The sequence below is a fragment of the Burkholderia lata genome (assembly GCF_902499025.1).
Taxonomy (GTDB): Bacteria; Pseudomonadota; Gammaproteobacteria; order Burkholderiales; family Burkholderiaceae; genus Burkholderia; species Burkholderia lata_C.
Genome location: NZ_CABVPW010000012.1, coordinates 155,502 through 178,634 on the forward strand (window position 1 = coordinate 155,502; position 23,133 = coordinate 178,634).

A 23,133-nucleotide genomic window follows, 5' to 3' on the forward strand; every position below is an offset into this window, starting at 1 on the left:
CGTCGCGCGATCTCCATTGCTTGCCCCATTCACACGAAAATCCCCTTACGCAGCGCAAAAACCCCGTGCTAACATCGACGTCATGTTACCGGTAACTATCCGGCACGCAAAACTGAATGATCGCTTCGGAGACAGCCCGCCATGTCACAAGCCCCTCGCCGTCTGCGCAGCCAGGAGTGGTTCGACGACCCCGCACATGCGGACATGACCGCGCTCTATGTCGAGCGCTTCATGAACTATGGGCTGACACGTGAGGAACTGCAGTCGGGACGTCCCGTCATCGGCATTGCGCAGACGGGCAGCGACCTGGCGCCGTGCAACCGCCACCACCTCGAGCTGGCCGAGCGCACCAAGGCGGGCATCCGCGACGCAGGCGGCATTCCGATGGAGTTCCCCGTCCATCCGCTGGCCGAGCAAAGCCGCCGGCCCACCGCCGCGCTCGACCGCAACCTCGCCTACCTGGGGCTCGTGGAAGTGCTGCATGGCTTTCCGCTGGATGGTGTGGTCCTCACCACCGGATGCGACAAGACCACGCCCGCCTGCCTGATGGCGGCGGCCACCGTGGACATGCCCGCGATCGTGCTGTCGGGCGGACCGATGCTCGACGGCTGGCACGCAGGCAAGCGTGTCGGATCGGGCACCGTGATCTGGCACGCCCGCAACCTGCTGGCCGCCGGCGATATCGACTACGAAGGCTTCATGCAGCTGACCACGGCATCGTCGCCGTCGATCGGTCACTGCAATACCATGGGCACGGCGCTGTCGATGAACAGCCTGGCCGAGGCGCTCGGCATGTCGCTGCCGGGGTGTGCGAGCATCCCCGCCGCCTATCGCGAACGCGGCCAGATGGCTTACGCCACCGGCAAGCGCGCCGTCGAGCTCGTTCGCGAAGATCTGCGCCCGTCGAGGATCATGACGCGCGCGGCGTTCGAGAATGCCATCGTGGTCGCCTCCGCGCTCGGCGCATCGACCAACTGCCCGCCACACCTGATCGCCATTGCGCGCCACATGGGCGTGGAACTGAGCCTCGACGACTGGCAGCGCTTCGGCGAATCCGTGCCGCTGCTCGTCAACTGCATGCCGGCCGGCGAATACCTCGGGGAAAGCTTCCACCGCGCCGGCGGCGTGCCCGCCGTGCTGCGCCAGCTCGATTCGGCCGGCCTGCTGCGGCGCGACTGCCTGACCGTGTCCGGCCGCGCGATCGGCGAGATCGCCGACGCGGCGCAGGACGCCGATCGCGACGTGATCCGGACGCCCGACGCGCCGCTCATGCACGGCGCCGGCTTCATGGTGCTGTCAGGCAACTTCTTCGACAGCGCCATCATGAAGATGTCGGTGGTTGGCGAAGCCTTCCGCCAGACCTACCTTGCCGAGCCGGGCGCGGAGAACACCTTCGAGGCACGCGCCATCGTCTTCGACGGCCCCGAGGACTATCACGCCCGCATCAACGACCCGCAGCTGAACATCGACGAACGCTGCATCCTGGTGATCCGGGGCTGCGGCACGGTCGGCTACCCGGGCAGTTCGGAAGTCGTGAACATGGCACCGCCTGCCGACCTCGTGAAGCGCGGCGTGACGTCGCTGCCATGCCTGGGCGACGGGCGCCAGAGCGGCACGTCGGCCAGCCCGTCGATCCTGAACGTGTCGCCGGAGGCGGCGGTCGGCGGTGGCCTGGCGCTGCTGCGCACGAACGACCGCGTCCGCGTGGATCTGAATCGCCGCAGCGTCGACGTGCTCGTCGACGAAGCGGAACTCGCGCGCCGCCGCGAGACTGCCGGCTTCACCGCGCCGCAGGCGCAGACGCCCTGGCAGGAACTCTATCGCCGGTTCGTGGGCCAGCTGTCCACCGGCGGCTGCCTCGAACCGGCCACGCTGTACCTGAAGGTCATCGAGCAGCGCGGCAACCCGCGCCACTCCCACTGATCCCGTCGATCCCATCGCCCCACGACTCCCGCCGAGCTGACCATGCGTACTCTTTCCGTTTCCGAATGCCTGCCGCACGACCTCGCACACGCGCTGCTGATCGGCCGCGTCTGGCGGCACGATGGCGCCCACGCGGGCCCGAGCGTCGTTGCCGTGCGCGGCGGCGAAATGTTCGACATCTCGCGCACCGTGCCGACCACCGCGGACCTGTTCGACCGCCCCGACGCAGCCGCAATCGCGCGCGCGGCCCCCGGCGAATCGCTGGGCCGTGTCGAGCCGCTGCTGCAGGCCGCACTGGACGGCACGTCCGGCGCCACGCACCTGCTCGCACCGTGCGACGTGCAGGCCATCAAGGCTTGCGGCGTCACCTTCGCCGTCAGCCTGATCGAACGCGTCATCGAGGAACAGGCCGGCGGCGATCCGGCCAAGGCGCGGGACGTGCGCGACACCATGGCCGCGACCATCGGCACCGATCTGTCGAAGATCGTTCCCGGTTCGGAAGCCGCCATGCGCCTGAAGGCCGAACTCGAGCGCCGCGGCGCGTGGTCGCCATACATGGAAGTCGGAATCGGCCCGGACGCCGAAGTGTTCTCCAAATCGCAGCCGATGTCTGCGGTGGGCTTCGGCGCAGACGTGGGCCTGCTGCCCGTGTCGGTGTGGAACAACCCGGAGCCCGAGATCGTGCTCGCGGTCAGCAGCGCCGGCACGCCGGTCGGCGCCACGCTCGGCAACGACGTGAACCTGCGCGACATAGAAGGCCGCTCGGCGCTGCTGCTTGGCAAGTGCAAGGACAACAACGGTTCGTGCGCGATCGGCCCGTTCGTGCGGCTGTTCGACGACGGCTTCACGCTGGACAGCGTGCGGCAGGCCAGCGTGTCGCTGCGCGTCGAAGGCGCGGACGACGGCTTCGTGCTCGACGGCATCAGCCACATGCGCGAGATCAGCCGCGACCCTGCCGACCTCGTCGCACAAACCTGCGGCGCGCATCACCAGTATCCGGACGGGTTCATGCTGTTCCTGGGCACGATGTTCTCGCCGATCCAGGACCGCGACGCGCCCGGCGGCGGGTTCACGCATCACCTGGGCGACCGCGTCGTCATCTCGACGCCCACGCTCGGCGCACTCGTCAATACCGTGCGGCTTTGCACGGAGATCGCCCCGTGGACCTTCGGCGTGCGCGCCCTGTACGCCAACCTGGCCGCACGCGGCCTGCTCGGCGCCTGAAGCGGCGAGACTCGACGACACGAAAGCGGACGCGAACCCGATCGACGGACAGCGGGCCGACGGCAAGCCCCCTGCCCCGCCACATCGGTACGCGGTGCGCGGTCGTGATCGGCCCGACCCGTATCGATGGCAGGCGGCGCCGGCCGGCCTTCAGCCACGGCGCCGGGCCGTCACCGCTTATGAACGACCGAGTCGAGCACGAAGCTGGTCGTCATGTTCTGCACGCCGTCCCATGCGCTGATCGTCGCCCAGATGTCGCTGATGCGCTCATGCGTGGCCGCCTCTATCTGCACCAGCAAATCGACCTCGCCGCTGAGAACCGCGCAGTCGCGTACCTCGGCGATCCGCTCGAGCGCGGCCAGCACGTCCGCGCCGCGCATCCGGTCCTTGCGGTAGACGAGCATCACGGCACGCACCGGTGCGACGTCGTCGGGCAACGCGAGCCGCACCGTGTAGCCTGCGATGATCTTCAGCGCTTCGAGCCGGTCGATCCGGTGCCGGACCGCCTGCCTGGACAAACCGATCCTGTCGGCCAGCACCGCGAGCGGAATCCGCGCATCGGCACACAATGCGTCGATGATCTTCTGGTCCAGGCCGTCGATCTTCATTGGCCGGACCCGGTGTGCCCCACGCCGCGCGCATCGACCGCGTCGCGCAATGCCGCGATGTGGCCGGGGCCGATTCCGCAACAGCCGCCGACGATCTGCGCACCGAGCGCGAGCCACTGCTCCGCCCATTTCGCATAGCCGGGCGGATCGATATCGCCGCGCAATGCGTCGAGCTCCTCGTTCGCACGCGCATCGGCGCGCTGCGGTGGAAAGGCGTTCGCATACGCGCCGATCGTCAACGCCGCGCCCGCGCCCATTCCAGCGAGCCTACGCTGCACCGTCTCGATCGCCGCACCCATCGCCTCCGGCTGGCTGCAGTTGAACAGCAGCGCGCTCGCGCGCGCGGACACGGCGGCGTCGATGGCTTCGTCGAGTGTCTGTCCCGATCGCAGTACCGGCCCGGCACCCGCGTCGGCGCCGACCTCGTCGCGCAGCGTGAACGACACCCAGAGCGGCTTCGGATTCGCACCGAGCGCGCGACGGACCGCGTCGATCTCGCCGGTCAGGCTCTGCGTCTCGGCCAGCCACAGGTCGACGTACGGATCGAGTCCATCGACGAGCGTCGCCAGAATCGCATCGGCACGCGCCGCGTCGAACAGGTCGGGCCGATACGAGCCGCCGGTCGGCGGAAGCGACCCCGCGACGCGCACCGGCCGCACTGCGCGATCCACGGCTTGCCGCGCAAGTTGCCCGGCCAGTGCCGCGAGCGCGGCACCGTCGCGACGGAACCGCTGCTCGCCGATATGGAACGGCACGACCGCATAGCTGTTCGCGGTGATCACGTCGGCGCCCGCCGCGATGAACGCGTCGTGCGCGAGGCCGACGTAATGCGGCGCTTCCATCAGCGCGAGCGCCGACCATTCCGGCTGCCTGAACGGCGCCCCCATCCGCGCCAGTTCGCGCCCCATGCCGCCGTCGAGTACCGTGATGCCATGCATAGTCCGTGCTCCGTCGTTGCAATCCGGGCCGCTCGCGCCCGGATCGATTCAAAGGCCGGCGCAGCCCGCCCGATGGGTCGAACGACCGCGTGCGCCGGTCCGTGTCAGATCTGCTCGAGCGCCTGCGCGAGATCGGCTTTCAGGTCGTCGACATGCTCGATGCCGACCGAATAACGGATGAAGTTGAGCGGGATGTCGGCCGCGCGCATTTGTTCCGCCGACATCGTGCCCGCCCACATGGATGCCGTATGGATCGCGAGCGAATCGACGCCGCCGAGATTGCCCGCGTTCAGCGGCAAGCGCAGCGCCTCGACGAAGCGCTGCGCTTCGCCATAGCCGCCCCGCACGCCGAACGCGACCACGCCGCCGAAGCCGCGCATCTGCCGGCACGCGAGTTCATGCTGCGGATGGCTGCGCAGGCCCGGGTAGAACACGCGCTCGATCTTCGCGTGCGCCTCGAGAAACTCGGCGAGCGCCTGGGCGTTCGCGTTGATCCGCTCGACGCGCATCGGCAGCGTGCGCAGCCCGCGCAGCAGCAGCCACGCGTCCATCGGCGACAGCACCGAGCCGAGCGTGATGTGCGTATGCCAGATCTGCTCGGCGATCGCGCGGCTCGTGCAGATCACGCCGCCGGTCAGGTCGTGATGGCCGCCGAGATACTTGGTCGCGCTGTGCACGACGATGTCGACACCGAGCCGGTGCGGCTGCTGGTTGACCGGCGACGCGAACGTGTTGTCCGCGAGTGTCAGGATGCCGCGCGCCCTGGCAACTTCGGTCACCGCGGCGATGTCGGTCACGAGCAGCAGCGGATTGACCGGCGATTCGAGCACGATCAGCCGCGTGTTCGGCCGGATCGCACGATCGAACGCGGCCGCGTCGGTCTGGTCGACGAACGTCACCTCGACGCCGAACCGGCGCAGCATGTCGTCGAGCATTTTCGTCGTGCTCATGTAATGGCGCGTCTGGCCGATCACGTGATCGCCGGCCTGCACGACACTGAGGATCGCGGTCGCGATCGCGCCCATGCCGGACGCGGTGACGAGCGCGGTCTCGGTGCCCTCGAGCTCCGCCATGATCGCCTTGACCCGCTCGTGAACCGGATTGCCGTAGCGCGTGTAGTTGCGCGGATGCTGCGGCACGCTCGACATCTCCGCGAATTCCTCGCTGCCGGCCGCCTTGAACACGGCCGAATAGTGGATCGCCGGCGCGACCGTCTTCTCGTCGGTCACGTCGCGGTCCGCGGCCAGCGCGAGCGTTTCAAGCCTGTATCCCATTTCGTTCTCCGGATCGTTCGTTGTGTCGTGTCTACGCGGTGCCGTCAGGCACGCACGTTGCCCAGATGGCGATTCAGCCGACCTTCGACGCTTTTGAGCACGGTCGAAAGCACTGCCGTGATACCGACGTACACGATGCCGGCCAGCATCAGCGCGTCGGTCGTATAGGTTTCGATGGAGATGCGCCGCGCGACACCGGTCAGGTCGAGCACAGTGATCGTGCTGGCGAGCGCGGTCGACTTGAGCTGCAGCACGATCTCGTTGCCGAGCGTCGGCGCAACGATGCCGATCGCGCGCGGGACGACCACGAACCAGGTCAGCATGAAGCGGCTCATCCCGAACGCGAGTGCGGCTTCCTTCTCGCCGGCGGGCACGCCGGCTATGCCGCCACGAATGTCTTCCGCCATATAGGCCGCGAGGTTGAGCGTCAGCGCGCACAATGCGCACGAGAACGATCCGCCGACCAGCAGCCACAGCGGCGACGCACGCACGATCGAGAACTGCGCGAGCCCGTAATACAGCACGAAAATCTGCACCAGCAGCGGCGTGCCGCGAAACACCGACATGAACAGGCGGCTCGGTGCCGACAGCCACCGGCGCTCCGATGTGCGCGCGACGGCAAGCGGTACCGCGAGCGCGAACGCGAACGTGCATGACAGCACCAGCAGTTGCAGCGTGATCCATACACCGCGCGCGACGTCCGGGCCGGACTGCTCGATGAGGGAAAGGAAGTCGTTCATCGCATGGCCCTCGTCAGGTGCGTTGTGCGTAACCACGGCCCGCGATGCGCTCGAGCCACGCGAATACGGGGTTTGAAGCGGCGAGAAAGCCGAAGTAGACGATACCGACCGTCACGTAAAAAACGAATGGCTGCTTGGTGAACTGCGCGGCGATGTTGGCCTTGCGCAGCATGTCCTCGAGCCCGACGATCGATACCAGCGACGTGTCCTTCAGCAGGTTCTGCCACATGTTGTTCAGGCTCGGCAGGCAGATGCGCCACGCCTGCGGCAGGCGCACGTGCCACAGTGTCTGCAGGCGTGTCATCCCGTACGCGCGCGCGGCCTCGATCTGTCCGGCCGGCACCGCGATGAATGCACCGCGGAACATCTCCGACGAATAGGCGCCGAACACCACGGCGAGTGCGATCACGCCGGCCGAGAAAGGGCTCACGGCAAAGGCGCCATCGAATTGCGTGTTGAGCAGACGCGACAGCCCGAAATAGCAGATCAGCAGAATCAGGAACTCGGGAATGCCGCGCAGGAAATTGGTCAGCGCATAGGTCGCATGCCTGAGCCAGCCCACGCCCGACAGTTTTGCCGATGCGCCAGCGATGCCGAGCAGCATGCCGACGCACAGCGCGGCGAGCGCGAGTTCCAGCGTGACGAGCGCACCCGCCGCGATCTGCGCGCCGTAGTTCACCAGAATGTCCATCGTGATATCGCTCCTTGTGAGGCCCGGATCGTGCAGGCCGCCGTGCGGCGGCCGCGCGGTCCCGATGCGCGGCTATTGCGGCGCGATGCTGAACGGGAAATAGCGCTTGTTGGCGGCGGCGAACGTGCCATCCGCCTGCACCTGCGCGATCCCCTTGTCGAACAGCGCCTTCAGCGGCGCGTCGCCCTTGCGTACCGCGATCGCCGTACCGTCGCCGAAGATCTCCGCATCGGCGATCGGCTTGCCGACGAAGTCGAAACCTTCCTTCCTGCCGGCCTTCGTCAGCCAGTCGTACGCGACCGTGTTGTCGGCAAGCACGGCATCGACGCGCCCGGCCTCCAGGTCGAGCCAGGCCTCGTCGAGCGTCTGATAGACCTTCACGTTGATCCCCGACTTGCTCGCCGGCAGGCGGCGGCGCAGATAGGATTCGTGGGTCGACGCGGTCTGAACGCCGATCGTCTTGCCGCGCAGCGCGGCCGCGCCATCCGCGATACCCGAGCCCTGCTTCGCGACGAGCTGCACGGGTGCCGTCGTGAAGATCCGCGTGAAATCCACCGACTGCTCGCGCTCCGGCGTCTTCGACATTTGCGCGAGCACCGCATCGATCTGCTTCGCCTTGAGCGCCGGGATCAGCGCATCGAAATCCATCGTCACCCACTGGCACCTGACCTTCATCGTGTCGCACATCTTCTTGCCGATGTCGATCTCCATGCCCTGCAGCTTGCCGGACGCATCCTTGTATTCGAACGGCGCGTAATCGGCGAGCGTGCCGATCCGCACGACCTGCTCGGCATGCGCGACCGATCCGAGCAGTGCCGCGCCCACGCACAGCGACTGAAGCAGCTTCTTCATGATTTCCCCTCCGGTTGGCATTGAATCCGCATCAGATGATGCTGGACAGAAACTTCTGGAAGCGCGGCGATTTCTGGCTCGCGAACACCTCGTCGGGACTGCCGTCCTCCTCGATTCGTCCCTGGTGGACGAACACGACGCGGTTCGCGACTTCGCGCGCAAAGCCCATCTCGTGCGTGACGACGAGCATCGTGCGCCCCTCGTCGGCCAGCGAGCGCATCACTTTCAATACTTCGCCGACGAGCTCGGGATCGAGCGCCGACGTCGGCTCGTCGAACAGCATCACGTCGGGATCGGTCGCGAGTGCGCGTGCAATCGCCACGCGCTGCTGCTGGCCGCCCGACAGCTGGTTCGGATAGTGCTCGCACTTGCCGGCGAGCCCGACCCGTTCGAGCATCGCGATCGCCTTGTCGCGTGCGTCGCGCTTCGGTACGCCCAACACGCGCAGCGGCACGAACATCACGTTCTGCAGCACCGTCATGTGCGCCCAGAGATTGAACTGCTGGAACACCATCGCGAGCTTGCGGCGCACGCGCATCACCTGCTGCGCGTCGGCGGCGACAAGCGCGCCGTCGCGGCCCGCCGGCTTCAGCGCGAGCGTTTCGCCGTTCACGCAGATCCGGCCACGGTCGGGCATTTCCAGCAAGTTGATGCACCTGAGGAACGTACTCTTGCCCGACCCGCTGCTGCCGAGGATCGACACGACCTCATGATTCCGCGCGGTCAGCGAGATGCCCTTCAGCACCTCGACACCGCCGAACGACTTGTGAATATCCTCGACCACCAGCGCGTCCACCGCCGGCTTGCATGCAGGAATTGCTGCTGGCATCCTCGACTCCTTCTCCGCTACGTTGCACACACACCGCTCCGGTTCGCGCCGCGCCGGCCCGTCATGTGCCGGCGCTCGCGCATCAGCTCGACAGCCGCCGGTTGCGCCTGAAGCAGACCACCTTCGGCTGCGTCATTTCCGTCATCGCGAACCGGACCCCTTCGCGGCCCAGCGACCCATGCTTGAAGCCGCCGAACGGCATGCCGTCGAAGCGGTAGTCGGACGAATCGTTGATCATCACGCCGCCCGCCTGCAGCCGCTCCGCCGCGCCGAGCGCCACCTCCAGGCGGTTGGTAAACACGCCTGCATGCAGGCAGCTCTCCGACGCATTGGCCGCGTCGAGCGCCTGCTCCAGGTCGGTGAATTTCTCGATCGTCACGACCGGCGCGAATACCTCGTCGGTCCATACGCGCGCGTCGCGCGGCACATCCACGAGCACCGTCGGTTCGTACAGCGCACCGCGCCGCCGATGGCCGCTCAACACCGTCGCACCGCCGGCGACCGCGTCGTCGACCCAGTGTTCGATGCGGGCCGCCTGTTCCTCGCCGATCATCGGCCCCATGTCGGTCGCGTCGTCCAGTGGATCGCCCACGACCATCTTGCCGGTCAGCTCGACGAAGTAACGGACGAACGGCTCGTACGCGGCCTCGGCGACGAAGATCCGCTGCGTGCCGATGCAGTTCTGTCCCGCCGCCCAGAACGCGCCCGACACGCATGCTTCGGCGGCATCCTTCAGGTCGCAGTCGGCCATCACGATCACCGGCGCATTTCCGCCGAGGTCCATCGCGATCTTCTTGAGGCCCGCCTGGCGCGTGATGGCCTCGCCGGTCTCCGGCCCCCCGGTAAAGGTCACCATCCGGATCCGCCGGTCGCGCACCAGCGCGGACGCGATATCCGCGCCGCCGTGCACGATCTGCAGCGCGTCGCGCGGCGCACCGGCTTCCCACAGAACCTCGACGAGCGCCTGCGCGGACAGCGGCGCAAGCAGCGAGGGCTTCAGGATCAGCGCATTGCCGGTCGCCATCGCCGGCCCGAGCTTGTGTGCAACGAGGTTCAGCGGGTCGTTGAACGGCGTGATCGCGAGAATCACGCCGAGCGGCTCCAGCGTGTAGTAGCCGCTGCGATCTTCGGAACCGGGATAGCCGTCGAACGGGATCGTCTCGCCGGTCAGCCGTTTCGCCTCCTCGCCCGACAGGCGCAGCGTGTTCACGCAGCGTGCGACTTCCTTGCGGGCCTGCCGCAACGGCTTGCCCGCTTCGAGCGCGATCGTGCGTGCGAACGTCTCCGTGCGCGCCTCCACGATCGCTGCTGCGCGAAACAGGATGTCGGCCCGCCGGCTGCGCGGCATGGCCGCGGCCGCATGCGCCCCTTCGAGCGCGCGCTCGACGAGGACCGGTGCCGCATCGACGGGCGACAGCCGAACCTGGCCGACGATCGCGCCGTCATACGGCGACCGGACATCGGCCACGCCGGCCCCCGTGCAGCCGGTCAGCACCGCATCGCGCGCGCTCATGCGGCCACCTCGTGCGGCACGGCGCCGATCCTGTCGGCGAGTTCGATCAGGTCGGACAGGATCGCGAACGCCGTTTCCTCGCGCCCCGCACCGGGCCCGCTGATCGTCACGCCGCCGAGCACGTCGGTGTCGAACGTGATCGCATTCGTCACGCCGCTCGCGGCAAGCAACGGATGGCCGGCCGGCAGCTTGCGCGGCTCGACGCTCGCGGTCACGGTGCCGTCCGGATGGCGGACGGCCGAGCCGATCAACCGCCAGGACATGCGCTCCGCCGCCGCCGCGCGCACGTCCTGCTCGGTCAGCTCCACGATGCCGCGGCACGTCACATCGCCACGCGTGAGGCCGGCGTTCCACAGCGCGTTCGCCAGAATCACGACCTTCAGCTGCACGTCCGACCCATTGACGTCGGCTGCGGGGTTCGCCTCCGCATAGCCGCGCTGCTGCGCATCCCGGATCGCCGCATCGAAGCTCGCGCCGGCCTCGACCTCGCCGAGCACGTAGTTCGACGTACCGTTCAGGATGCCGGCGAAGCCGTTGACGTCGCAGCCGCGCAGCGACGTCGCCAGCTGCCGCAGCACCGGCGTGCCGCTCATCACCGTGCCCTCGTACATCACGCACGCGCCCGATTGCGCGGCGATCCGAGCCAGCGCCGGCTGAGCGAGCGCGATCGGCCCCTTGTTGGTCGTGATCACGTGCTTGCCGCATTCGAGGGCGGTACGGCAATGCGACAGTGCCGGCTCACCGGTGTTCGGGTCGGTGAAGGTCGCCTCGACGACGACATCCACGTGCTCCGACGCAATGGCCTTCAGCACAGCCTCGAGACCGACGTCCGGCGACACCAGCGTGCCGGGATCGCGACGGAGCGCTTCGGCGTCGACACCCCGCCGGGCGGTTTCGTCGAGGACATCCAGCGCGATGCCGCGAGGATTCGTCGCGATCCCGAGCCGCAGATCGGCGACCATCGTCACCGACACGTCGAGTCCCGATGCATCCAGCAGCGCGCGTTTCTTCTTGAGCAGTTCGACCAGTCCCTGATTGACTCCGCCGAAGCCGACCAATGCCAGTTTGAGTTCCATCTCGATCACCTCCTGTTCATTGACTACAGGAAACATGTTAGTTATGCGAACTGATCGACAAATTATGCGTTTCGACCGATTCGGGCAGTCACGCGTTGCGGTTTGTCACGCGGAACGGACGGATCGGCCGTCGCCGCGCGAACCACCCTCGTCAGGCCGTGGACGGGGCGTCGTCGCCGTCCTTGTCGACCGGCACGAACAACCCGACCTTGACCGCGCTCAGCACGACATTCGTGTTGATCCGGCGAATCATCGGATTGCTCTGCATGATCCGCGCGGACAACCGGTCGTATGCCTCGACGTCGGGTGCGGTGATGATCGCGATCAGGTCGACGGAGCCGGTCACGTAGTAAATCTGCTGGATTTCATCGTGCGCCTTCGACCACTCGCGGAACCGGGCGACCGTCTCGTAGTTTTCGCGCTCGATCTCGATCGCCGCGATGAACGTCATCGGCCGGCCGACGGCCGCGCGATCGACCACCGCGATTTCCGCCGAGATGATCTTTTCGGTGCGCATGCGCTTCAGCCGCTTCTGCACGGCGGACGTGGACAGGCCGATCCGTTCGGCGATGGCATCCGCAGTCGCGGTGCAATCGCGCTGGACGATATTCAGGATCTTGCGGTCGAAGGTGTCGAGTGGATCGGTCATGGCGTGGCTTGCCGGAGAATGGGGGCTTGCGTCAAAGATAGAACGGGCGGGTCGATCTGAGCCCGACCAGATGCCGGACGCGGTCGAACGCGGTGACGAGCGTTTCGCGCCACTGCGCCGCCGGACCGCGGATGCATACGGGGGCGAAATGGATCGTATCCACGCCCGCGGGAATACGGAACGGACGCTCGATGCCGTCGTCCGATTCGGTCACGAGCGCGGTGCCGTCGACTTCGGTCAGGCTCATCAGCAGATGGGCGGATGCGGCCGCGCCAAGCAGGTCGCGCAGCGGTGATCCGCTCGCGGACAACTGCTCGAGCAGCGGCAGTTCGTACGCGCCGGGCCACCAGGTGTCGCGCTCGTCGAGCCACGGGCCGACCGCCGGCATTCCAACCATCTCGAGTATCCGGTCCGCGCCGACGTGCGCATAGGCTCGACACCGGCCGCCCCTGTCGGTCGAAGAACGCGCCAGCCAGCCGTCGGCGCTCGCGACCGGGTCCGTCAACGGGACGTTCGCCGGCCTCAGCCGGCCGAGCATGCCGGCCATGCTCGCAGCCGACCGGTGTTCGGCGCCGCACCGCGGCTCCTGATCCGGCACGATCCGACACACCCACTTGGGGCCGTCCTGCAACGCGGCGGGGACGTCGCCGGACCGGACCTGAGCGGCTCTCCTGCGGGCGTGTTCGGCGATGACGAATGGCGTGTCCGGCATACAACTCTCTCGTGCTTGCGGTGCCGCGTCAGAGCGATGCTGGCGCACTTCATGGGCGGCTGACGAATATTGGGGCTGGAGAAATCATATCGCCTCGTTGCGACCGAAAAAATCCCACTTTCCAGGTTTCTCGACGAAAATCGTCGAAAGTTTGCCGATCATGGAGGAATGGCGTCGTGATGTGCGGGGTGTCGGCGTAACGCCGAAAGGCACGGTCGTATTTGTGCACGTTGCCCGTCGTCTTGTTCGCGTTCGCGATTTCTTCACCGTGGTGCCGGACGAATCGGACGAACTTGCTCGTTCGCGCCGGGCAACCCCGCCCACCCGGATTGCAAGGACGCACATCAGGATATGTGCTTGTCTTGACAAGGCTCGACCCGAGAAGCAGGTCGAACAGCGCGGTTACAGCGCTGACCGATGCCACTTTTCCTTATAGTTGAAAAACTCCTTCTTCTTGATTTTCCATTCTTCGCCACTTCTTTTCATGGTGAAACGGAATACGGTCAACAAACCAACTGCCTGGTGAAAAGTAAAAACCACTTCTCCACCACTTGACTCCACACTATCTTCAACATCAGTTTCAGGATCGTACGTTGGCGGATCCGAACAACCCAGGTCAATTAAACGACCTTGATTCGTTTTATCCTGAAACGCCCACTGCTCCAGGATTTCCAAAAGATGCGTCCGCGCGCGCTCGTCGATGGAAGTTACATCAAGGCCACCGTCCAAGGCACTACGCTTCTTTTGATAAAAGTCCCTCTCCCATCGATTCATTTTCAACATAAATGACCTCAGCGCGCTTCGTGCATGCTCAAAACCATCACCCATCATCCTCAACCTTTATTTTTTGAAAAATGTTGTCGCCCATGATTTGCTGGCCATTTTTATATACCTTCGTGACGGTACCCGTGCCGAGATCCTTGACAGTCGTTGTCGCGGTTGCATGCAGCGGCTGACCTGCGGCCCCGCGGGAACCCGCAGGTGTAACACACCATCCCCACGAATCGATCCAGCCGATCGGATTCGACGCGTATCGATACGGATTGTCTCCACCCGGCAACCCGACCGGATACCGATTGATGAACCGCCCCACTGCCAGACCTTCTTCCGACCAGGCGGATCATAGGCAGAACGCTCGGTCAATCGCCCCTGCGTGCGCATGACCTCGCGATGCAGATCGTCGCGCTCGAAGTCGCCCGGCATTTGATCGCCACATCGAGTCTGGTGGACGTAGCCAGAGCCGTAACACAGCATCCGTAGCTTCTGCTCGTGCGGCAGCGCGCACTCACGGTCACGTTGTCGAGCTCGTCCCCCCTGCCAGTCGGCCCTCCGCCGGATTCCACCGCCCCCTCGCGAAACACCCCAATCTTCACAATTCATTTAACTTTGAATCGCGCCTGTGTCCCGAGGCAATGCCAGCAGGGCTTTGTGCTCCGGCCCCTAAAATTAAACTTCCCTTACCCCAGTCCGAACACTAAAAAAACACTAAGAAGCGGACGCGACAAAGCCCATATCTGGCGAGCGCGGAAAGTCGGCAGCGTTCTCGCCAGCATCCGAACTACTCGTTGCTTCGATGCCATCAGTTGCCGCAACGCGAGTCGACATCGAACGGCAACGTGTCGTTGTCGCCTCGCTCGCCAATGTCTGCGGCGGCACGATGAAAGTGATGCAGGGTAACTTCTGGCATGGCTTAAGGCCCGATTTCACGGTATCCAAAAAGAGATGAACTTTGCCGCGTTGCCGAAGCCGCAAGCGCCGCGGGGCATGTTCCGTCGGCCCAAAAGCGCGCATCAGTTTCGGGCATTCCTGCGTTCCTTCGTCGCACTGCAGTGCTACAAGCATACGCTCACCACAGAATATTGACAATGTCGGATTTTTGGAATTTAATTCTGACAAACCTGGAGGCGTGCGATGAGCGACGGACCACATAGAAGTCTGCCAATGCGAAAGGCCTGGAAGGAACTTGCCAAGCGCGGAGATCAGTCGACCTACGACCTCGAACAGGTAACGGACGCCGCAAAGCACGCGCTCGCGCGCGACTTCAGAAAAGAAGTCGATTACTCAGTGATCAAAGCGCTCAAGGACGTCTTCACGGGGCGCGACAATTCCTTGGGCCTACCGGAAATCGCGCTTCGGCAACTTGAAGAAGCAAGAACCTTGGCGGCCGGGTCCGTATTTGGACTAAACGCGGTTGCTTGGGGCGTTTATGTCGTGAACAGCGGCCGTCTGGACGAGGACGCGTTCCTTGAGGCGATAGGCTTTGCTGCCAAGGAACGAGGTATCGCAAACACGCGTCAGATTGAGGAGCACTACCTCAGAAAATCCAATATGCGGCGCGCCAACGATCTGGGAGTGCGGCTGTACACCGCGATTTCAGGGATGTCAGAAAAGCAGCTAGGCTTGGCCCTCGTGGCACCAGAGACGGCCCACAAGTCCACGCTGAGGAAGCGGTCCGAGCTGGGCGACGGGGTACCATTGTGATGAGCATGAAGCCGCAATTCATGGAACTCAAAGAACTAGCTGTCGACATCGTCGAAATAAACGCACGACCACGCAGAGGAACGCTTGCCTGCAGGCTGGAAAGGAACATCAGCTTTGACACCGGAGTTCTGGAGACGTTTTCATCGACGAACTGGCAGCCTGTAGTCTATGATGCGCTCGTGGTTGCGGCAGCAGTCGAGTTTTGTGACCGCAGCCTTGCTCGCAGCAGCATGAACTGGGGCCGACGCTTTCACGTGCACATCCCTGTTCACGACCCCGCGAGGTGGCTGGATCGCTCCGCGTCTGTTGCACTCACCAATGCCCTAAATTTTCTCACCGGCGACGATTGGCATTTTCATTTTCGCGCCCGCAAGGCGAAGGCAGTTCTTCCAGCCCAAAATCGATTGGAGTTTCCGTCTAATGCCGAGGCCGTCATTGCTTACAGCGAAGGAATGGATTCACGCGCCGTGTATGGATTGGAACATCGACGGCTTGGTAATCGGTTGGTTCGCGTTCGCGTCGGTACCAAATGGCATGATGTACCCAAGAAGAAACGACTGATAGCACCGTTTGCGGCGTTGCCATATGAAGTCAAGTTGGACAATGACAATGCTGAAAACAGCGCGAGAACTCGTGGCTTCAAATTTAGCCTGATCGCTGCTATTGCAGCATATCTTATAGATGCGCCCACGGCGATCGTTCCGGAAAGTGGTCAAGGCGCCCTCGCCCCAGCAATGTTACCGGTTGGACAAGGCTACGCCGATTACCGGAACTACCCTGTCTTTACTGTCCTGATGGAGAAATTTGTTTACGCGCTGTTCGGGCATCGACTCCACTATCATTTTCCGAGAATCTGGAAGACCAAAGGGGAGACGCTGCGCGAATTCGTCGATGCGTATGGCGACTCTGCAGACTGGCTGGAAATCCGCTCTTGCTGGCAAAACGCCAGACAGGTGTCTGTCTCAAATTCGAGACGTCAATGTGGAATTTGTGCAGCCTGCCTGTTACGCCGGTTAAGTGTTCACGCTGCCAACCTGTCTGAACCTCCAGACAACTACGTGTGGGAGAAGCTCAACTCTCCTACGTTCGAAGCGGGCGCGGCGGCAGGGTTTAATCACATTACTAAGGCTCTTCGCGAGTATGCGATAGCCGGGACTCTTCATTTCGATCACTTCGCAGCAATTCGAGATTTTGCAACTTACGATTTGGTCAGACGCAGAGCAATGAGCGACCTATCCGGGGCGCTCTGTGAACCTCTGGAAAGCGTTTCCCAGAAGCTGGACCGACTTCTGGATCAGCATGCAAAGGAGTGGTCGGCATTCACGAACGATCTCGGACCCCAATCGTTCGTCAGGAAATGGATGGATATAGCATCATGACCAGGTCAACTCAAGAACTAAGCCCAGTGGAACTTGGTGAAAGATTAAAAATAGCACGGGAAACCGCGAATCTTACTCAAGATGCTGGAGCGAAAGCCGCTGGCGTTGCTCGCACTACTCTCGTAGCTATCGAGAAAGGTCAACGTACTGCTCGAATTGACGAGCTGCAGGCGCTTTGTCGCCATTACGGCATATCGGTAAATTCGCTACTTCGACGCGAAGCCGTCCATGTTGATCTCATTCCTCGTTTTCGGTCGCTCCCCGCGACGGCAAGCGAGGGAATCGAGCAGGCCGCACGCACCTTAAACGATCTTGTGCGATCCGAAGTTGAGCTTGAAAGCGTTCTCGGCATTCAACGCCAGCGAAATTATCCTGCAGAAAAATCGATAATGCCTGGAGACGTCCGGGCCCAAGCAGAACACGATGCGCAAATCCTAAGACATTGGCTGGGTCTGGGAGAAGGACCGATCCAAAACTTGTTCGCACTTATGGAGCTTCAGCTCGGCATCCGAATTTATAGTCGAAAGCTTGCATCGTCAGTATCGGGCTTATTTGCTTATGACGATGCCGTCGGAGCATGCGTGCTGATTAATGCGAACCATCGGAGGGACCGCCAAACGCAAACGGGTGGACACGAATTGGGGCACTTCATAGCGACTCGCCGGCGACCCGAGGTCTACCAGGATGAAATCCACGACAATTCGCGCGAAGAGCGCTACGCTAATGCTTTCGGACGGGCATTCCTCACGCCAACGCGGGCAGTGATGGAAAAATTTAAGGAATTGACTACGGGGGCAACTCACCTTACGCGTCGACATGTGATTCTCCTCGCTAACTACTTCGGAGTATCTCGGCAAGCTATTGTCATCAGACTAGAAGAACTAGGCCTGACCAAGAAGGGAACGTGGGACTGGTTCAAGGATAATGGTGGCATTACCGATGAACAGGTCCGGCAAGTCCTCGGGGCGACTGAGTACGATACCAACGTTGACAACCCACAATCATCCAGGCTCTATTTGTTGGCGATAGACGCCTGGAAGAAGGATTTGATTAGCGAAGGTCAAATGGCGGAAATGCTGAAACTTGATCGGCAACGCGTTCGAGAGTTGCTCGACGAGGCTGCGGCGGAAGAGGACGAGGCGGATGATCTTTTCAAGTTGCATCACTAACAAAGATTCAGAGCTCGTGCTGGACGCCAGTGTGGTCATCAACTTGCTGGCGACAGGCCACTCCAACTCAATCCTGCATGCGCTCGGCACCCCAATCGTGGTGACCGACAATGTCGTTCAGGAAATCCAGAAAGGATCCCTAGACGGTCGGCCAGAAGCCGCGCAGTTGGAACTACTGATACTCGATCGACATCTACGCGTTGAAAAACTAGAGGGACCCGCGTCAGAAAGTTTCTTTGAACTGGTTGGCGGGTCGGTATCAGAATCGCTCGACGACGGCGAAGCCGCGACCCTCGCCTTTGCGCACAGTAACGGTTTTACTGCTGCGATCGATGAGAAAAAAGCGACACGAATTGCCACTGAGCGTTTCGCGTCACTACGTCTTGCCACGACCGTTGACATTCTCGCCTATGCCCCCGTGCAAACACGGTTGGGAACTCAGGTATTGGCTGAAGCGATGTTTCGCGCGCTTCGCTTCGCAAGAATGCAGGTTCAGGAGCGCCAGTTCGATTGGGTCTCTCAGCTCATCGGACAAGAGAATGTTCAAGCTTGCTCGACGTTGAGGCGACATGCAAAACGCAAGCTCGCCGTACGTGGTCCGTTAGTATGAATGTGCACAAATCTTCATAGAGACTGTCATTTCTGGAAATGTGATTGCGAGCGCTGAGGTGTACTCGACATCGTCAAGTTCAGACTGACCTGCCTACCAGGGCAAATCATTTTTCGGGTCTACAGCCGCGCGCCGCTATTAGACAAGCATCGTGAGTTACCGAAGAATTGGGCCGATTTGATCAATACTCTGGCATTGGCTCACGCATAAATCAGCGACTCGTGACGCTAGCCCAATTTCCGTCCGGGTCTTAGTTGGACAATTCCGATTCGCGCAGTTTCCCCCAAGATCCGCTCAACCCGCGGCATAAGCATGCACCCGGCTCCCAGTTTCCCGCCCTTGACCCGCGACCGTAGCCGATAGCGGACAGGCATCAAGGGGCTCGGGACCGTGTTGCCCGCACCCCTCCCTCGCCTCTTTCCTTGACGCCTGCCCGCTATCGACTCCTCCAGTCGCACGGGCGGGAATCCGGGAGCCTGGCGGCAGCAACGCCAACCCCGAGTTCCACCGGGAGGTGTCCGGCCGCAACGGCAAGTCACATCCCTTCGCCCGGTTCAGGTCCTCAACCTTGACTGTGGAGATTGCCATGCAACTCGCTTCCTCTTTCCGTTACGGCTCCCCGATGCTGCGCGCCGATTCGCCGCTGTCGGACGATCAGATTCGCCGCGTTGCCCCCTCCATTTTCGCGGACGGCAAGCACGAAAGCCGCTCCGAGCGCTACACCTACATTCCCACCATCGAAGTGCTACGCGGCCTGCGCAACGAAGGCTTTCAGCCATTCATGATCTGCCAGACCCGCGTGCGCGATTCCGGTAAGCGTGAATTCACCAAACATATGCTCCGCCTACGTCATACCGATCAGATCACCGGTGAAGAGGCCGACGAAATCGTGCTGCTGAACTCGCACGACGGCACCAGCAGCTACCAGATGCTGGCTGGCACGTTTCGCTTTGTGTGCCAGAACGGCATGGTCGCCGGCGAGAACATCGCCGATATCCGCGTCCCGCACAAGGGCAACGTCGCTCAGAACGTGATCAACGGTGCGTTCGACGTGCTCGACGAGTTCGACTTGATCCGCGAACAGAAGGACGGTATGCGCGCGATGACGCTCGACCGTGACGAACAACAGGCGTTCGCCCGCTCCGCGCTCATGCTGCGCTACGACCCGACCGAGGCCGACGCCCCGGCTCCCATCAGCGAAAGCCAGTTGCTGGCCCCGCGCCGGTTCGAGGACCGCCGCGACGACCTCTGGACTGTCTTTAACCGCGTGCAGGAGAACCTGACCAAGGGCGGGCTGCATGGCCGGTCGCGCTCGGGCCGTGCGATGTCCACACGCCCCATCACCGGCATCGATCAGAACGTGAAGCTCAACCGCGCGCTGTGGATGCTCGCGGACGCCATGCGCCAGTTGAAAGTGTGACGGCTTCGGGGCGACGCACCCGCGTCGCCCTGCTGCCCGGCTTTGCGCCATGACGCCCGTCGGGTCACGTCGTGACGCATCCGCTCCTTACTGGCCCGGCATCTTCCTTCCTATTTTAAGGAGTCGATCATGCAAGCCCAATCTGTTGAAACCTCCACAGCCGCCGTTGACGCTACGGAGCCTGCCGCCTTGCTCGAAACGAACTTCGGCAACGAGCAGCCGATCGTGACCGTGTCGTATTCCAGCCTCCAACGCTCGCCGCTGAACGTGCGCACCAAGCAGCTATCCGGCATCGCCGGACTGGCCGCCAATGTCCGCGCCAAAGGATTGCTGCAAAACCTCGTGGTTCATGAGATCAAAGGCACACGCGGGAAACACCGCAAATATGGCGTTTGCGCGGGCCAGCGGCGCGAAGCCGCGCTCGACCTGCTGTTCGAGCAGAAGTACATCGCCGCCAACTATCCGGTACCGGTTCGAATCGTCAGCGAAGGAGAAGCACTCGCCATATCGCTGATCGAGAACAGCGAGCGCGAAGGCCTCGACCCATTCGACGTATTGCGAGCCTACCGGATGCTGGCTAATGAAGGCCGTAGCGTCGACTACATTGCCGCGCTCTTTTCCGCCTCACCCATCACCGTCAAACGGCGCATGAAACTGGCCAATGTGTCGCCGAAGCTGCTAGCGCTGCTGCGCGAGGACGCGATCATGCTCGACCAGCTTGCCGCGCTCGCGTTGGCGGATGATCACGATACGCAGGAACACCTGTGGCTCGAAGCCAACGAATGGCAGCGTCAGCCGCACTATCTGCGGCAGGCGATCACTCACGCCGAGATCGATGCGAGCCGCAGTCGTCTCGTGCACTTCGTCGGCCTCGCCGCCTATGAGGCAGCGGGCGGTTATGTGCGCCGCGATCTCTTCAGCGATGACGAGCACGCTGGCTATATTGCCGATGCCGACCTGCTGCAGCGCCTCGCCGCGCAGAAGCTCGACGCAGCCGCCGAGACGGTGCGCGCGGAAGGCTGGGGCTGGACTGAAACGCGCATCGAGCGCGACGTGCTGGAGCTGAACCGTTACGGCCGACTGCACCCGGGTCAGCGTCCGTATACCGACGACGAGCAGCGCGAACTCGATACGCTCACCACGCAGTGCGACGAACTGACCGACAAACTCGACGCGCTACAAGAGGATGACGACAATGCCGATGAGGAAGCGGAACGCCTCGACGCTGAAATCGGGCAAGTAGAAGCCGCGATCCGCGCGATTGAGAGCCGTGCCGTCGTGTGGAACGCACCGCAGATGGCGGAAGCAGGCGCGCTCGTGATTGTCGGCTCGCAGGGCGAACTCGTCATCGAGCGCGGCCTCGTGCGACACGAGAACAGTGCGGCGTTCGACGCAGCAGGCGCGACCGTGACCGGTTCATCCGAGGTCAACTCGCCGAACACGGCAGACGCACCAGCCAAGGTCAAGCCGATCCACAGCGCGGCGCTCTGCCAGCGGCTCACCGCTCATCGCACTGCTGCGGTCCACGCCGAACTGATCGTCCAGCCTACCGTGGCACTCGCGGCCCTATTGCAGCACTTGGTTCCGCAAGCGCTACCCGAGCACTACGGTCACGCCGCCGCATCACGCTATCTGGCGCTCTCTGGAAACAAGAATCACGAGAATCTTCTTCGCGCGGCGGACGACCTACCTGTCAGCCCGGCGTGGAACACGATCGAGACACAGCGCACGCGCTGGATCGGTGCGCTACCCGCGAACGGTGCCGATCTGCTGCAATGGTTGCTCAGGCAGGATGCGCATACGACCCTGCTGGACCTGCTCGCGTTTTGCACAGGCACCCTGCTCGACGGTATCGCGACATCGGAAGCGCCACACGCGATCAACGCGCTGGCCGACTCACTGAGTCTCGATATGGCCCGCTACTGGACGCCAACGCGCACGGCGTACTTCGACCATGTCAGCAAGGCGCGCATCGCGGAAGTCGTGTCCGGCGCGGTCTCTCCCAACGTCGCGGCCGATCTCGGCAAGATGAAAAAGGGTGACGCCGCAGCCGCGGCAGAACTGCGCCTCGCGAAGATCGCATGGCTCCCGGAAATCGTCACCGATCGCGACGTTCCGGCATCACACTCATGGGCCGACCGCAACGACGACGAGGGTGACAACGATGCAGAGGATGTTGAGGTCGATGAGGAAGCCGGGAATGACGGCAACCGCATCAACCACACGCCTCACGATGCCGAGCCTTCCGTCGGGGCTACCGAACGGCCGCCGTGGCCTTTCCCGACCGCCGAATCGGTAGCTGCGGCACAAACTGGCCCAGACGTCGCGTAACTGTCGATCCTAATCCAAGGACGCGACACAGTAGACGGCAGTGCGCTTCACAGCCTGCCGTCTACTGACCTGCCGTGCCCCGCTTGACCCACCACACCCGACGGGTGGTGCCCCCACCATCCGTCCATCCAACCACCGGTCACCAGCACCATCAAGCAGAGGGCGATCGCGCCCGCCAGCCATAAACGTCGCATGGCACGTGCAAAACGCCGCTCCATCGCAACTGCCGCCGTGTCGACCGCTTGCCCGAACGTGCCGATCGCCTCATCCAGACGCTTCCGTTGCTCACGCCCCGAGACCGCCGCCGCACCGATCATCCGATTGCCCGCCGAGCGCACAACCTGACTGGCCAGTCGTGCGCCGAGCGCAGTCAATGTCGCCTCATTGAGACTCGCCAACGCTTCCCGGTACCGCGCCTCATGTTCCTCAATCAGGCTCTCCGCCAATGTGATCGTCGCCTTGCACCGTTCCAGCGCGTCGCGGTGTTGCTGCATCAACGCATCGTTCGCGCCGCCGACCTCCCGTCGCGCCGCTTCGAGACTACCCTCGCTCGCCCATCGAATACGCTCCGGCATCGCCTCATACAGGCGCGCGTAGTATTCAAGTACCGCGATGATGGACCAGAGCGCGTCGTTGTCCTGGAGGTTCAGGACGCCAGACACCCGGCGCATGCGAGCCAAACTCGCCCCGTCCGGGACCTCGCCGGACACCTCC

22 protein-coding genes and 1 pseudogene are annotated in these 23,133 nt (G+C 63.4%); 8 read left to right on the forward strand and 15 right to left on the reverse strand.

Annotated elements, in window-relative coordinates; translation table 11 throughout:
- Positions 1 to 141 precede the first annotated feature (141 nt).
- Both BDI24065_RS14515 and BDI24065_RS14520 read left to right on the forward strand, forming a co-directional pair.
- Complete coding sequence (locus tag BDI24065_RS14515; protein ID WP_175031860.1) at positions 142 to 1,923, forward strand: IlvD/Edd family dehydratase; 1,782 nt, start codon at positions 142 to 144, stop codon at positions 1,921 to 1,923.
- A gap of 42 nt (positions 1,924 to 1,965) precedes the next feature.
- Entirely contained in the window at positions 1,966 to 3,147 is a 1,182-nt protein-coding gene (locus BDI24065_RS14520) for a fumarylacetoacetate hydrolase family protein (protein ID WP_175031861.1), read from the forward strand.
- A 170-nt stretch (positions 3,148 to 3,317) separates the two neighbouring features.
- Here BDI24065_RS14520 and BDI24065_RS14525 read toward each other — a convergent pair whose 3' ends face one another.
- From BDI24065_RS14525 to BDI24065_RS41035, 14 genes and pseudogenes are all read right to left on the reverse strand, one after another.
- The gene (locus tag BDI24065_RS14525; protein WP_175031862.1) at positions 3,318 to 3,755 is read right to left on the reverse strand and encodes an Lrp/AsnC family transcriptional regulator; all 438 of its coding nucleotides are present in this window, start codon (positions 3,753 to 3,755) and stop codon (positions 3,318 to 3,320) included.
- Positions 3,752 to 4,693 carry a homocysteine S-methyltransferase family protein gene (locus tag BDI24065_RS14530; protein WP_175031863.1) on the reverse strand — a complete coding sequence of 314 codons (942 nt, stop codon included), beginning with the start codon at positions 4,691 to 4,693 and terminating at the stop codon, positions 3,752 to 3,754. Before BDI24065_RS14530 ends, BDI24065_RS14525 begins: the two co-directional genes overlap by 4 nt.
- Positions 4,694 to 4,797: 104 nt before the next feature.
- Complete coding sequence (locus tag BDI24065_RS14535; RefSeq protein ID WP_175031864.1) at positions 4,798 to 5,967, reverse strand: trans-sulfuration enzyme family protein; 1,170 nt, start codon at positions 5,965 to 5,967, stop codon at positions 4,798 to 4,800.
- Between the two features lie 44 nt (positions 5,968 to 6,011).
- Complete coding sequence (locus BDI24065_RS14540) at positions 6,012 to 6,707, reverse strand: ABC transporter permease (RefSeq protein WP_175031865.1); 696 nt, start codon at positions 6,705 to 6,707, stop codon at positions 6,012 to 6,014.
- Between the two features lie 13 nt (positions 6,708 to 6,720).
- Positions 6,721 to 7,398, reverse strand: a complete 678-nt coding sequence (locus BDI24065_RS14545) for an ABC transporter permease (RefSeq protein ID WP_175031866.1) — start codon at positions 7,396 to 7,398, stop codon at positions 6,721 to 6,723.
- 72 nt (positions 7,399 to 7,470) lie between these two features.
- Positions 7,471 to 8,250 (reverse strand): transporter substrate-binding domain-containing protein, encoded by a 780-nt coding sequence (locus BDI24065_RS14550; RefSeq protein ID WP_175031867.1) that lies wholly within the window; start codon positions 8,248 to 8,250, stop codon positions 7,471 to 7,473.
- Between the two features lie 31 nt (positions 8,251 to 8,281).
- The gene (locus tag BDI24065_RS14555) at positions 8,282 to 9,079 is read right to left on the reverse strand and encodes an ABC transporter ATP-binding protein (protein WP_175031868.1); all 798 of its coding nucleotides are present in this window, start codon (positions 9,077 to 9,079) and stop codon (positions 8,282 to 8,284) included.
- A gap of 82 nt (positions 9,080 to 9,161) precedes the next feature.
- Positions 9,162 to 10,592 (reverse strand): aldehyde dehydrogenase family protein, encoded by a 1,431-nt coding sequence (locus BDI24065_RS14560; protein ID WP_175031869.1) that lies wholly within the window; start codon positions 10,590 to 10,592, stop codon positions 9,162 to 9,164.
- Positions 10,589 to 11,668: a homoserine dehydrogenase gene (locus BDI24065_RS14565; protein WP_175031870.1), complete on the reverse strand. Its 1,080-nt coding sequence runs from the start codon at positions 11,666 to 11,668 to the stop codon at positions 10,589 to 10,591. Before BDI24065_RS14565 ends, BDI24065_RS14560 begins: the two co-directional genes overlap by 4 nt.
- Before the next feature lie 151 nt (positions 11,669 to 11,819).
- Entirely contained in the window at positions 11,820 to 12,317 is a 498-nt protein-coding gene (locus BDI24065_RS14570) for an Lrp/AsnC family transcriptional regulator (RefSeq protein WP_174957603.1), read from the reverse strand.
- Positions 12,318 to 12,348: 31 nt separating this feature from the next.
- On the reverse strand, positions 12,349 to 13,029 hold the full coding sequence (locus BDI24065_RS14575) for a hypothetical protein (protein WP_175031871.1): 681 nt from the start codon (positions 13,027 to 13,029) through the stop codon (positions 12,349 to 12,351).
- 402 nt (positions 13,030 to 13,431) lie between these two features.
- Complete coding sequence (locus tag BDI24065_RS14580) at positions 13,432 to 13,860, reverse strand: NTF2 fold immunity protein (RefSeq protein ID WP_368040780.1); 429 nt, start codon at positions 13,858 to 13,860, stop codon at positions 13,432 to 13,434.
- Positions 13,850 to 14,122, reverse strand: coding sequence for a hypothetical protein (locus tag BDI24065_RS14585; RefSeq protein WP_175031873.1), 273 nt, complete (start codon positions 14,120 to 14,122; stop codon positions 13,850 to 13,852). Before BDI24065_RS14585 ends, BDI24065_RS14580 begins: the two co-directional genes overlap by 11 nt.
- Positions 14,113 to 14,307, reverse strand: a pseudogene (locus BDI24065_RS41035) (hypothetical protein); the annotation flags it as partial. The pseudogene BDI24065_RS41035 and the gene BDI24065_RS14585, both read right to left, overlap by 10 nt.
- Before the next feature lie 663 nt (positions 14,308 to 14,970).
- Here BDI24065_RS41035 and BDI24065_RS14590 point away from each other — a divergent pair.
- The 6 genes from BDI24065_RS14590 (at position 14,971) to BDI24065_RS14615 (ending at position 22,419) form a co-directional block, all read left to right on the forward strand.
- Positions 14,971 to 15,510: a hypothetical protein gene (locus tag BDI24065_RS14590; protein ID WP_217473721.1), complete on the forward strand. Its 540-nt coding sequence runs from the start codon at positions 14,971 to 14,973 to the stop codon at positions 15,508 to 15,510.
- 20 nt (positions 15,511 to 15,530) lie between these two features.
- A complete protein-coding gene (locus BDI24065_RS14595) occupies positions 15,531 to 16,889 on the forward strand; it encodes a hypothetical protein (RefSeq protein WP_217481816.1) in 1,359 nt (452 codons plus the stop codon).
- Positions 16,886 to 18,058, forward strand: coding sequence for an XRE family transcriptional regulator (locus BDI24065_RS14600; protein WP_175031875.1), 1,173 nt, complete (start codon positions 16,886 to 16,888; stop codon positions 18,056 to 18,058). The genes BDI24065_RS14595 and BDI24065_RS14600 overlap by 4 nt, the downstream gene beginning before the upstream one ends.
- Complete coding sequence (locus tag BDI24065_RS14605) at positions 18,033 to 18,668, forward strand: hypothetical protein (RefSeq protein ID WP_175031876.1); 636 nt, start codon at positions 18,033 to 18,035, stop codon at positions 18,666 to 18,668. Before BDI24065_RS14600 ends, BDI24065_RS14605 begins: the two co-directional genes overlap by 26 nt.
- Positions 18,669 to 19,254: 586 nt before the next feature.
- Positions 19,255 to 20,088 carry a DUF932 domain-containing protein gene (locus BDI24065_RS14610; RefSeq protein WP_175031877.1) on the forward strand — a complete coding sequence of 278 codons (834 nt, stop codon included), beginning with the start codon at positions 19,255 to 19,257 and terminating at the stop codon, positions 20,086 to 20,088.
- A 129-nt stretch (positions 20,089 to 20,217) separates the two neighbouring features.
- The gene (locus tag BDI24065_RS14615; RefSeq protein WP_175031878.1) at positions 20,218 to 22,419 is read left to right on the forward strand and encodes a ParB/Srx family N-terminal domain-containing protein; all 2,202 of its coding nucleotides are present in this window, start codon (positions 20,218 to 20,220) and stop codon (positions 22,417 to 22,419) included.
- A 47-nt stretch (positions 22,420 to 22,466) separates the two neighbouring features.
- Here BDI24065_RS14615 and BDI24065_RS14620 read toward each other — a convergent pair whose 3' ends face one another.
- A complete protein-coding gene (locus tag BDI24065_RS14620) occupies positions 22,467 to 23,090 on the reverse strand; it encodes a hypothetical protein (RefSeq protein ID WP_175031879.1) in 624 nt (207 codons plus the stop codon).
- Positions 23,091 to 23,133 lie beyond the last annotated feature (43 nt).

Bases quoted from the DNA above. Each gene is read 5' to 3' on its own strand.
- BDI24065_RS14560 (WP_175031869.1), bottom strand. From the start codon at position 10,592: ATGAGCGCGCGCGATGCGGTGCTGACCGGCTGCACGGGGGCCGGCGTG.
- BDI24065_RS14605 (WP_175031876.1), top strand. From the start codon at position 18,033: ATGATCTTTTCAAGTTGCATCACTAACAAAGATTCAGAGCTCGTGCTG.
- BDI24065_RS14570 (WP_174957603.1), bottom strand. From the start codon at position 12,317: ATGACCGATCCACTCGACACCTTCGACCGCAAGATCCTGAATATCGTC.
- BDI24065_RS14540 (WP_175031865.1), bottom strand. From the start codon at position 6,707: ATGAACGACTTCCTTTCCCTCATCGAGCAGTCCGGCCCGGACGTCGCG.
- BDI24065_RS14550 (WP_175031867.1), bottom strand. From the start codon at position 8,250: ATGAAGAAGCTGCTTCAGTCGCTGTGCGTGGGCGCGGCACTGCTCGGA.
- BDI24065_RS14620 (WP_175031879.1), bottom strand. From the start codon at position 23,090: ATGCGCCGGGTGTCTGGCGTCCTGAACCTCCAGGACAACGACGCGCTC.
- BDI24065_RS14530 (WP_175031863.1), bottom strand. From the start codon at position 4,693: ATGCATGGCATCACGGTACTCGACGGCGGCATGGGGCGCGAACTGGCG.
- BDI24065_RS14520 (WP_175031861.1), top strand. From the start codon at position 1,966: ATGCGTACTCTTTCCGTTTCCGAATGCCTGCCGCACGACCTCGCACAC.
- BDI24065_RS14590 (WP_217473721.1), top strand. From the start codon at position 14,971: ATGCGAAAGGCCTGGAAGGAACTTGCCAAGCGCGGAGATCAGTCGACC.
- BDI24065_RS14610 (WP_175031877.1), top strand. From the start codon at position 19,255: ATGCAACTCGCTTCCTCTTTCCGTTACGGCTCCCCGATGCTGCGCGCC.
- BDI24065_RS14600 (WP_175031875.1), top strand. From the start codon at position 16,886: ATGACCAGGTCAACTCAAGAACTAAGCCCAGTGGAACTTGGTGAAAGA.
- BDI24065_RS14565 (WP_175031870.1), bottom strand. From the start codon at position 11,668: ATGGAACTCAAACTGGCATTGGTCGGCTTCGGCGGAGTCAATCAGGGA.
- BDI24065_RS14525 (WP_175031862.1), bottom strand. From the start codon at position 3,755: ATGAAGATCGACGGCCTGGACCAGAAGATCATCGACGCATTGTGTGCC.
- BDI24065_RS14575 (WP_175031871.1), bottom strand. From the start codon at position 13,029: ATGCCGGACACGCCATTCGTCATCGCCGAACACGCCCGCAGGAGAGCC.
- BDI24065_RS14515 (WP_175031860.1), top strand. From the start codon at position 142: ATGTCACAAGCCCCTCGCCGTCTGCGCAGCCAGGAGTGGTTCGACGAC.
- BDI24065_RS14615 (WP_175031878.1), top strand. From the start codon at position 20,218: ATGCAAGCCCAATCTGTTGAAACCTCCACAGCCGCCGTTGACGCTACG.
- BDI24065_RS14535 (WP_175031864.1), bottom strand. From the start codon at position 5,967: ATGGGATACAGGCTTGAAACGCTCGCGCTGGCCGCGGACCGCGACGTG.
- BDI24065_RS14555 (WP_175031868.1), bottom strand. From the start codon at position 9,079: ATGCCAGCAGCAATTCCTGCATGCAAGCCGGCGGTGGACGCGCTGGTG.
- BDI24065_RS14595 (WP_217481816.1), top strand. From the start codon at position 15,531: ATGGAACTCAAAGAACTAGCTGTCGACATCGTCGAAATAAACGCACGA.
- BDI24065_RS14545 (WP_175031866.1), bottom strand. From the start codon at position 7,398: ATGGACATTCTGGTGAACTACGGCGCGCAGATCGCGGCGGGTGCGCTC.
- BDI24065_RS14580 (WP_368040780.1), bottom strand. From the start codon at position 13,860: ATGATGGGTGATGGTTTTGAGCATGCACGAAGCGCGCTGAGGTCATTT.